Annotated in this window: 7 protein-coding genes; all 7 read right to left on the reverse strand. The window is 66.9% G+C overall.

Going from position 1 to position 10,229, the window contains the following annotated elements:
• Window positions 1-173, reverse strand: a 173-nt coding sequence (gene rpmA, locus JWN03_RS19645) for a 50S ribosomal protein L27 (RefSeq protein WP_297616857.1), incomplete at its 3' end; no start/stop codon positions are given.
• Between the two features lie 114 nt (window positions 174-287).
• Entirely contained in the window at window positions 288-599 is a 312-nt protein-coding gene (gene rplU / locus JWN03_RS19650) for a 50S ribosomal protein L21 (protein ID WP_067568881.1), read from the reverse strand.
• 363 nt (window positions 600-962) lie between these two features.
• The gene (locus JWN03_RS19655) at window positions 963-4,196 is read right to left on the reverse strand and encodes a translation initiation factor IF-2 N-terminal domain-containing protein (RefSeq protein WP_441343025.1); all 3,234 of its coding nucleotides are present in this window, start codon (window positions 4,194-4,196) and stop codon (window positions 963-965) included.
• Between the two features lie 465 nt (window positions 4,197-4,661).
• Entirely contained in the window at window positions 4,662-5,078 is a 417-nt protein-coding gene (ndk, locus tag JWN03_RS19660) for a nucleoside-diphosphate kinase (protein ID WP_297616851.1), read from the reverse strand.
• An 84-nt stretch (window positions 5,079-5,162) separates the two neighbouring features.
• Complete coding sequence (locus JWN03_RS19665) at window positions 5,163-5,579, reverse strand: DUF4233 domain-containing protein (RefSeq protein WP_297616853.1); 417 nt, start codon at window positions 5,577-5,579, stop codon at window positions 5,163-5,165.
• A gap of 69 nt (window positions 5,580-5,648) precedes the next feature.
• Entirely contained in the window at window positions 5,649-7,091 is a 1,443-nt protein-coding gene (gene folC / locus JWN03_RS19670) for a bifunctional tetrahydrofolate synthase/dihydrofolate synthase (RefSeq protein WP_441343026.1), read from the reverse strand.
• Window positions 7,088-9,805, reverse strand: a complete 2,718-nt coding sequence (locus JWN03_RS19675; protein ID WP_297616855.1) for a valine--tRNA ligase — start codon at window positions 9,803-9,805, stop codon at window positions 7,088-7,090. Before JWN03_RS19675 ends, folC begins: the two co-directional genes overlap by 4 nt.
• Window positions 9,806-10,229: the final 424 nt, after the last annotated feature.

The following is a 10,229-nucleotide window of genomic DNA, read 5'->3' on the forward strand; positions in this document are numbered from 1 at the left end:
GTGTCGTCGCCGCCACGGCCGACGTTCACGCCGGGGTGGAAGTGCGTGCCACGCTGGCGAACCAGGATCTCACCGGACTTGACGACCTGGCCGCCGAAACGCTTGACGCCGAGTCGCTGCGCATTCGAATCGCGACCATTGCGCGAGCTGGATGCACCCTTCTTATGTGCCATTTCAAACTCCTCGTGCAGTGTATTTTGCGATATGAGCGGGGCCCTACATGGTTACGCAGGCTGCCGCCTCCGGGCCTGACCGCTCATATCGGGGGCGACGAACCCCAAGTCGGATTACTTGATGCCGGTGACCTTCAGGACCGTCAGCTTCTGACGGTGGCCCTGACGCTTGTGGTAGCCGGTCTTGTTCTTGAACTTGTGGATGCGGATCTTCGGGCCCTTGGTCTGTTCGACGACCTCGGCGGACACGGAGACCTTCGCCAGCTTGTCAGCATCGGTGGTCAGCTCGGCGCCATCAACAAGCAGCACCGGCGCCAGGGACACGGAAGTGCCCGGCAGACCCTCGATCTTCTCGACCTTCACCAGGTCACCGACCGCGACCTTGTACTGCTTTCCGCCGGTCTTGACGATTGCGTACGTTGCCATCGGTCGGCTGCCCTTCTTCCTGTTACAAGTGCTGTATCAACACTGTGTTCACACGGCTGATCCTCCGGCTCGCACCGGAAACCGCCGTACGACTGGTCTGGTATTCACCGCCGCCTCGGGCCAGTGGTTCACACATGAACCGGCCCTCGTTCTCACAGCGCTACTGGCATGAATAATGCCGCACAGCAAGCGCTGTCGCCGGGGGCAGCGACTGTCCAAGAGTACAGGACACGGCCGGGGCGTCCAAACCGGGGGTTCCGGGCACAGGAACACTCGCGAAACCGGCCTGGCCTGGGGAACAGGCGTGGCCCCGCCGTAGGTACGGGCGGGGCCACGACTGGGTCCGGAATCGGACTCAGGTGATCAGTTCTCGCCCTCTGGAGCGCCCGCAGGGCGACCAGCGGCACGACGGCGGGGACGAGCTCGCGGAGCCACCTCGGCCGGGGCCAGATCCGCGAGGGACAGGCCCGGGGTCTGCGGCTGATCCGCGCTGGAGAGCACGAACACCGCGCCCTCACTGGCGGAGGCCGGAGCTGTCACCGCACGAGCGACCCGGCGGCGGCCGGCCCGGCGAGCGGGCTGCGCGGGTTCGGTCGCCTCCGGCTCGGGAGCCCTGGTGACCGGAGCCGCGGCCTGCGCCTCGGCGACATTCACCGCTGCCTCGGCGGCAGCCACGACCGCCTCCTCGGCAACCACGGCGTCCGCGGCGGCCTCGGATTCGCTTGTGTGCGACGAGGTTCCGTTGGTCGACGCCTTGACAGGCTCGGCAGAACGCGCCGCAGCAAACTCGGCAACAGCTTCCGCACCCGCGGTCGCGGCATTCGCCAGGGCCTGCTCGGCGTAGGTGGCGTCGTCCATATCCTCGTCGTCGTGGTGCGAGGCCATGGCGAGCGCGACCGGATGGGCACGCCGGGCGGCGGCCTTCTCCTTGCTCTCCGCGGTCTCTTCGACCACCACCGGCGCGGCGGGCTCGGGCACGACCGGAGTCTCCGGAGCCGCATTGCCGCGGTCCTTGCGCCGGCGGCGCGAACCCTCGCGACGGGCGGCGCCCTCCTCCACCGGCGCGGATTCCACCGGGTAGTTGTGCACGATGAGGCCCCGGCCGTGGCAGGTCTCACAGGTACTGGAGAACGCCTCGACCAGACCGGTGCCCAGCTTCTTACGGGTCATCTGGACCAGGCCGAGCGAGGTGACCTCGGAGACCTGATGACGCGTGCGATCGCGGCCCAGGGCCTCGGTCAGCCTGCGCAGCACCAGATCCCGGTTCGACTCGAGGACCATATCGATGAAGTCGACGACGATCATGCCGCCGATATCCCGCAGTCGCATCTGGCGGACGATCTCCTCGGCCGCCTCCAGGTTGTTGCGGGTGACGGTCTCTTCCAGGTTCGACCCACCGGCACCGGTGAACTTGCCCGTATTGACGTCGACCACCGTCATGGCCTCGGTGCGGTCGATCACGAGGGTGCCGCCCGAGGGCAGCCACACCTTGCGGTCGAGCGCCTTGGCCAGCTGCTCGTCGATGCGGAGGCTGCCGAACACGTCGACGCCGTGGTTCTCGTGCTTTTCGACGCGGACCAGCAGATCCGGGGCGACCGTGCGGATGTAGTTCTCCACGGTCGTCCAGGCGCGGTCGCCCTCGATGACCAGCTTGGAGAAATCCTCGTTGAAAAGGTCGCGAACCACCTTGACCAGCAGGTCCGGCTCTTCGTACAGCGTCTTGGGCGTACCCGAGCCGCCCTTGGCCTGCTCCTCGATGGTGCGCCAGGTCTGCTGCAGCCGTTCGACATCGCGAGCCAGCTCGTTCTCTTCGACACCTTCGGACGCGGTGCGAATGATGACGCCGGCATCCTGCGGCACGATATCGCGCAGGATCTCCTTGAGACGCTTGCGCTCGGTATCGGGCAGCTTGCGGCTGATCCCGGTGGAGGTGCCACCGGGCACGTACACCAGGAAGCGACCGGCCAGGCTGATCTGCGTGGTCAAGCGAGCGCCCTTGTGGCCCACCGGGTCCTTCGAGACCTGCACCAGCACGGTGTCACCGGGGCGAAGCGCCTGCTCGATCTTGCGCTCACGGCCACCGAGACCGGCGGCCTCCCAGTTCACCTCGCCCGCGTACAGCACGCCATTGCGGCCACGGCCGATATCGACGAACGCCGCCTCCATGGACGGCAGCACGTTCTGCACCTTGCCCAGGTAGACATTGCCCACCATGGACGCGGAACCGGTACTGGTCACGAAGTGCTCGACCAGGACACCGTCCTCGAGCACCGCGACCTGCGTGGTGGAGGTCGGGTGGTCCTGGAAGTGCTTCTCGCGCACCACCATCACCCGATCCACCGACTCGCGGCGGGCCAGGAATTCGGACTCGGTCAGGATCGGCGGGCGACGGCGACCGGCCTCACGACCGTCGCGGCGGCGCTGGCGCTTGGCCTCCAGGCGGGTGGACCCGCTGATGCCCTGCACCTCGTCGACATCCTTGGTGGCGGCAGCGCGGCGCTTGCTGCGCGGCTCCCGCTCGTGCACGACGGTGTTCGGCGGATCGTCCTCGGAGACGGCCTCCGGCTCGGCCTCCTCGCCACCCTTGCGGCGACGGCGGCGACGGCGACGGCGGCTGCTCGAGCCCTCCGGCACGGCCGAATCATCGTCGTCGTCCTCGGAGTCTTCGGCCTCGGCCTCGGCGTCGGCCCGGATCTGATCCTCGATCTCCGGATCGATCTCGCCCGACTCGTCATCCGGGTGCTGTTCGCCACGACCACGGCCACGACCGCGGCGGCCACGACGGCGGCGACGCGAAGCGCCGTCACCGCGCTGCTCGCCGTCCCAGTCCTGCTCGTCGTCGCCCTCGTCGGAGGTGGCGGCCGCCAGGCCTGATGCTTCAGCCTCGGCGGCCTTGTCCTCGACCGCCTTGTCCTCGCCAACCTTGGCTTCGACCTTGGTCCGCTGCTCGCCGCGGGTCTTCTCGACGGCCTGGACCTTCTCCTCGACCGGGGGCTTCTCCTCGGCGCGCGGCTTGTCCTCGGCCTGGACCTTCTCGGCCTTCGGCTTGTCTTCGACCTTGGTCTTGCGCTCGGCCCGCAGTTTGCGGCGGGTCTCCTCGGCGGCGGCGAAGTCCGGCGACTGGAACAGCGGCTGGGCCACCAGGCCCGACGGCTGGTACTGCACCGGCTCCTCGACCGGGAGCTCCGGCTGCTGGAACGGGCTGGTGAAAAGTTTGGGGGCGCGCTTGCGCGGGGTGGAAACCACGGCGGCTGCCGCGACCTCGACTTCTTCGGCGGCCAGTTCGTCGGCGGCCAGCTCATCGCCCTTGACGATGGCGTCGTCGACGGTGGCGGGGGCCGGGTCGACGGCTCTAGGCCCGAAGGCGTCGCGGACGGTCTCGGCGACCGTGCGATCCAGGCTCGATTGCGGGCTGCGGGCCTGGGCGCCCATATCGGTCAGGTGGGCCAGGATACGTTTGCTGGTGACTCCCAGCAGCTTCGCCAGTGCGTGCACTCGGATCCGTTCCGGCAACTGTTCGGCGGCCGGGAGGGTGTCCGCGGCCTCCCCTGCGGCGTTCACCTGTGTTGTTGCTTCCTGCGGCTCTTTTTCGGCCACGAAATCTCCTTGGGCCCCCGGGCGCGTCCCTCCGAGGAGTGACGCGGCCGACGCGGGGGCGCTGTCTTCGCCTCGCGCCCATGGGCGCGAGATCAGTGGTCTGCGCGCCGCGTGCCCGTTATCACCTATTTTTTCGTCGTTCGGGCTAACTGGTCACGTGGCGCCTGGGTGGTTTGGCTCAACCCCACAGCACGAGCGTTCATCCAGCGGGCCGCCCGACAGCCGAGTCTTTGAAGCCGTCGGCGGCAGCGATGATCGTCCGTCGTGCCGTGGTGTCAATCAGATGTGACCCTCACCTGCCGCAAACGGCGGGCAGCGGCCACTTCCGATGCCAGTATCCCACATGACCTCGGAGCGCCGCGCCCACGAACCCCTTACAGGCGTCACGCGTCGCGGATCGGAGCACAGCCGGACCCGGCCCAGTACCGACCGGTACAGGGTGCCGGGGCCTGTCGTGAGGTTTGCTCAGAGGGTGAATTCGGGGAACCAGAGCGCGATTTCGCGCTTGGCGGACTCCGGCGAATCGGAGCCGTGCACCAGGTTGTACTGGGTCTCAAGGGCGTAATCGCCGCGGATGCTGCCGGTAACGGCCTTCTCCACCGGGTCGGTGCCGCCCGCGATCTGGCGGAAAGCGGCGATGGCCCGGGGGCCTTCCAGCACGGCCGCGACGACCGGGCCGGAGGTGATGAACTCGATGAGCGAACCGAAGAAAGGCTTCTCGGCATGCTCGGCGTAGTGCTCTGCGGCGATCTCCTCGGAGACGTTCACCTGCTTGAGCGCCGCGAACTTCAGACCCTTGCGCTCGATCCGGGTGATGATCTCCCCGATCAGGCCCCGGGCCACGCCGTCCGGCTTGATGAGTACCAACGTCTGCTCAGTCACGCGCATACCGTAGCTGGGAAGTTGGCCTGCGGAAAAACCGATGGCCGGGGCTCATACCCCGGCCACGCCCGGTTCGACCGGATTTCAGGCTTGGGACATGCGCTGGCTCGGCAATGTGCCCGCTTCCATGCGTTTCTTCACATCTGCCCGGATGAAGAGGATGAAGAGCCATACGGCGACGAAGACCACGCCGATGACCAGGATGGACACGTGAATGAACCCGCCCGCCAGCAGGGCGACCTGGAGGCCGAGGTTGTAGGCCATGGCCCACGGGCGGCGCTGCACGCCGGCGCCGAGGAACATCAGCACACCCAGGCCGACCACGTAGAGGACGGACCACCACTTCAGCCCGCCGCCGACGGTCGCGACCACCGGTAGCGCGAGCAGCACGGTGATGGCTTCCAGGACGAGTGTCCCGGCCATCACGCCGCGGAAGCCCTTCCACGGGTCGGTGGCGGGCGCGGGCACACCCTCGGGAAGCGACGGCTGATCCTCACTCATGCTGTGTCCATTTCCGCCCTCGTGGGGCCCTTCGTGGTTACGCAAGCTGCCGCCTTCGGGCCTGACCACTCACGCGGGGTCCTTTCCGAACAGCGAGCGGGCCGCCCCGGCGGTGACGACCGATCCGGTGACCACGATGCCCGCACCGGAGACGTGTTCGCCACTCTCGCCCTCTTCGGCGAGGGCGATGGCGGTCTCGATGGCATCGGGCAGATCGCCGGCGACCACCACCCGCTCATCGCCGAAGCGCTGTACGGCCAGGTTGGCCAGGCTCTCGACGGGCAGGGCACGGGGAGAACCGTTCTCGGTGACGACGATTTCGTCGAAGATCGGTTCGAGGGCGTCGAGGATGCCCGCGGCGTCCTTGTCGCCCAGTACCGCAACCACTCCGACCAGTTTGCGGAATTCGAATTCGCTGGTGAGCGTGGCGGCCAGGGCCTGCGCGCCGTGCGGATTGTGCGCGGCGTCGAGGAAGATGGTCGGCGCGCTGCGCATGCGCTCCATGCGGCCGGGGCTGACGGCGGCCGCGAATCCGGCTCGCACAGCATCGATATCGAGCTGGCGGGACGCGCCCGCACCGAAGAACGCCTCCACCGCGGCGAGCGCCAGCATCGCATTGTGCGCCTGGTGTTCGCCGTGCAGCGGCAGGAATATTTCGTCGTAGACGCCGCCGAGGCCCTGCAGTTCCAGCATCTGACCGCCGATGGCGACCTGGCGCGAGAGCACCTGGAACTCCGAACCTTCGCGTGCCACAGCCGCATCCATCTCGACGGCGCGGCGCAGCAGCACCTCCATCACCTCGGGCTGCTGTTCGGCGATGACGGCGACGGTGTCGCGCGGGGCCAGTTCGTCGACCGGGGCCTTCTTGATGATTCCGGCCTTCTCCCCCGCGATGGAGGTCAGGTCCGAACCCAGGTATTCGGTGTGGTCCAAGCCGATCGGGGTGATGACGGCGACCTGCCCGTCGATCACATTGGTGGCGTCCCAGGTGCCGCCCATACCGGTTTCGACGACCGCGACATCAACAGGCGCTTCGGCGAATTTCGCGTAGGCCATGGCGACGAGCACTTCGAACTTGCTCAGCGCCGGGCCGCCGGCCGCGATGGACTGCTTGTCGATCATGTCGAGGAACGGCAGCAGTTCGCGGTACAGCTCGACGTACTGGCCGGGCGTGATGGGCGCATTGTCGATGGCGATGCGCTCGGTGGCCAGCTGCAGGTGCGGGCTGGTGATGCGCCCGGTGCGCCGGTGCAGCGCGGTGAGCAGCGAGTCGATCATGCGGGTGACCGAGGTCTTGCCATTGGTGCCCGCGATCTGAATGGCCGGGTACCCGTGCTGCGGTGAGCCGAGCACATCCATGAGGGCCGCGATGCGGGTGAGCGACGGCTCGATCTTGGTTTCCGGCCAGCGCTTGTCGAGTTCGGCCTCGACCAGCGCCATTTCGGCCAGATCCACCGGTGAGGTGATCAGCGGGCCGGCGTCGCTGTACTGACGTTCGGGTTCGGCATTCACTTGCGCACCGCCAGTTTCTCGAGCTCGGCGAGCCGGGCGCCGATGCGCTCGACTTCGGATTCGGCGATCTCCTTGCGCGCGGTGATCTTGGCGACCACCTCGTCGGGAGCCTTCGCCAGGAATGCCTCGTTGCCGAGTTTGGCGGTGGTGCCTGCCAATTCCTTCTGCGCGGCGGCCAGATCCTTCTCCAGGCGGCGCGCTTCGGCTTCGAGGTCGATGGTCCCGGAGGTATCGATTTCGACGGTGACGGTGGCGTTGGTGAGCCGCACCTCGAGGGAGGCGGTGGCGGCGAAGTCGTCGCCGGGCTCGGTGAGGCGGGCCAGATTGGTGATCTCGGCCTGCTGCGCGACCAGATCGGCGGTGTCGATGGCGATCAGCTTGGCGGCCACCTTCTGCTTATCGCCCAGGCCCTGATCGCTGCGGAACCGGCGGATCTCGGTAATGAGCCGCTGGGTGTCCGAAATGCGGCGGGCCGCAACCTCATCGGTGGCGATGCCCGAGCTCGTGGGCCACTCCGCGATGACAAGGGACTCGCCGCCCGTCCGCGCTCCGGCGGCGTCGGTGGTGAGTGCCTGCCACAGCTGTTCGGTGACGAACGGGATGGCCGGGTGCAGCAGGCGCAGGACGGCATCGAGCACATTGCCGAGCACGATGCGGGTGCTCGCGGCACGCTCATCGGATTCGGCGAACTGCACCTTGGCCAGTTCCAGGTACCAGTCGCAGAGTTCGTCCCACGTGTAGTGGTAGAGCGCCTCGAAGGCCTTGCCGAATTCGTAGCGGTCGATATTCGAATCCACTTCGGCGCGAACCTCTTCGAGCCGGTCGAGGATCCAGCGGTCGGCGTCGGTGAGAGCGGCGCGGTCCGGGAGCGTGCCCGGCTCGGCGCCGTTCATGAGCGCGAATTTGGAGGCGTTGAACAGCTTGGTGACGAAGCTGCGCGCGGCCGTCACATGCGGGGTGCCGACCGACAGGTCACTGCCGGGCTGCGCGCCGCGCGCGAGGGTGAATCGTGTTGCGTCGGCGCCGTATTCGTCGATCCACACCAGCGGGTCGACGCCGATGCCCTTGGACTTGGAGTACTTGCGGCCGAATTCGTCGCGAATCAGGCCGTGCAGGAACACATCCTGGAACGGCACCTGCTTCTGCTGTGCGTCCTTGCCCGTGGTGAGCACCGGGTCGTCGGAGACGAACATGCCGAACATCATCATCCGGGCGACCCAGAAGAAGAGGATGTCGTAGCCGGTGACGAGAACGCTGGTGGGATAGAACTTTTCGAGTTCGGCGGTGGAGTCCGGCCAGCCCATGGTGGAAAAGGGCCACAGGCCGGAGGAGAACCAGGTGTCGAGGACGTCCGGGTCCTGCACCCAGCCTTCGGGGGCCTGCTCGTCCGGGCCGACACACGCGACCTGACCCTCGGGGCCGTACCAGATCGGGATGCGGTGGCCCCACCACAGCTGCCGCGAAATGGTCCAGTCGTGCATATTGTCGACCCAGTCGAACCAGCGCGGTTCCTGGCTGGCCGGATGAATCTTGACCTCGCCGCCTCGGACCGCGTCACCGGCGGCCTTGGCGAGGGTTTCCACCTTGACCCACCACTGCATGGACAGCCGCGGTTCGATGGGTTCGCCGGAGCGCTCGGAGTGGCCGACGCTGTGGCTGTAGGGCCGCTTCTCGGCGACCACGCGACCTTCTTCGGCGAGGCGTTCGCGCACCTTGACCCGGGCTTCGAAGCGGTCCATACCGTCGAATTCGGTTCCGGTGTCGGCGATCTTGCCGGTCTTGTCCATGATGGTCGGCATCGGCAGGTTGTGCCGCAGGCCGAGTTCGAAGTCGTTGGGGTCGTGCGCGGGTGTGATCTTCACTGCGCCGGAACCGAATTCGGGGTCGACGTAGTCGTCGGCGACGATCGGGATCTGGCGGCCGGTGATCGGGTGGTAGAGGGTGGTGCCGACCAGGTGCCGGTAGCGCTCGTCCTCGGGGTGCACTGCGACCGCGGTATCGCCGAGCATGGTCTCCACACGGGTGGTGGCGACAATCACATGCGGCTCATCATCGTTGAGCGAGCCGTAGCGCAGCGACACCAGTTCGCCGTCGACGTCCTTGTAGGTGACCTCGAGGTCGGAGATGCCGGTCTGCAGTACCGGCGACCAGTTCACCAGGCGTTCGGCGCGGTAGATGAGACCCGCGTCGTAGAGCTTCTTGAAGATGGTCTGCACGGCGCGGGACAGGCCGTCGTCCATGGTGAAGCGGTCGCGGCTCCAATCGATGCCGTCGCCGAGGCGGCGCATCTGGCCCTGGATGGCGCCGCCGGATTCGCGCTTCCAATCCCAGACCTTGTCGATGAAGAGTTCGCGGCCGAAGTCTTCCTTGGTCTTGCCGTCGACGGCGAGCTGCTTTTCCACCACGGACTGGGTGGCGATACCGGCGTGGTCCATGCCGGGCAGCCACAGCACCTCATAACCCTGCATGCGCTTGCGGCGGGTGAGGATGTCCATGAGGGTGTGGTCGAAGGCGTGGCCCATGTGCAGGTTGCCGGTCACATTGGGCGGAGGCAGCACGATCGAGTACGGGGGCTTGGCGGAAGTCGAGTCGGCCTCGAAGTAACCAGCGGCTACCCAGCGCTCGTACATGTCACCCTCTACCTCACTGGGATTCCAGTTCTTGGGGAGGGCATCGGCACGATTACGCGAGTTCTCAGAGGCTGTGCTGGTCACCGTGAGATTCTAGATGCCGGGAATCATCACCGGCCGCGGCGGTGCCGGAGAAAGCCGAAGGGCGGGGCTTTCGGCGGATGAGGGACACCGAAGGCCCCGCCTTCGAAGGCAAGCCTACCGCCGATTGCGGCGTCCCTCTCGGATCCATAAGCAATTCTCAGGTTCTGGCCCAAATGGGCCAGGATAGGCCACATTTCGTTGTATTCACGTTGCGTGGGCCACATTGCTTCCACGACCCGCAGTTCGACTGCGCGGGCGTCGCGCCGTCTCACACAAGCCCTGGATTCTGCTGGCATACAGGGCTTTTCATGTGTGACCGAAATGTATTTCACATACCGTACCGCCAGGTGACGTCGTAAAGTCCCAGAATGCCGTTCGTTGCTCGCGGGGGAGCGAAGATCCACTACACCGACACGGGAGGGAC

Origin of the sequence: Nocardia sp. (genome assembly GCF_025465275.1) — a bacterium.
GTDB lineage: Bacteria > Actinomycetota > Actinomycetes > Mycobacteriales > Mycobacteriaceae > Nocardia.

Coding starts and splice junctions, on each gene's coding strand:
- rplU (WP_067568881.1), bottom strand. CDS start 599: ATGGCAACGTACGCAATCGTCAAGACCGGCGGAAAGCAGTACAAGGTC.
- JWN03_RS19665 (WP_297616853.1), bottom strand. CDS start 5,579: ATGAGTGAGGATCAGCCGTCGCTTCCCGAGGGTGTGCCCGCGCCCGCC.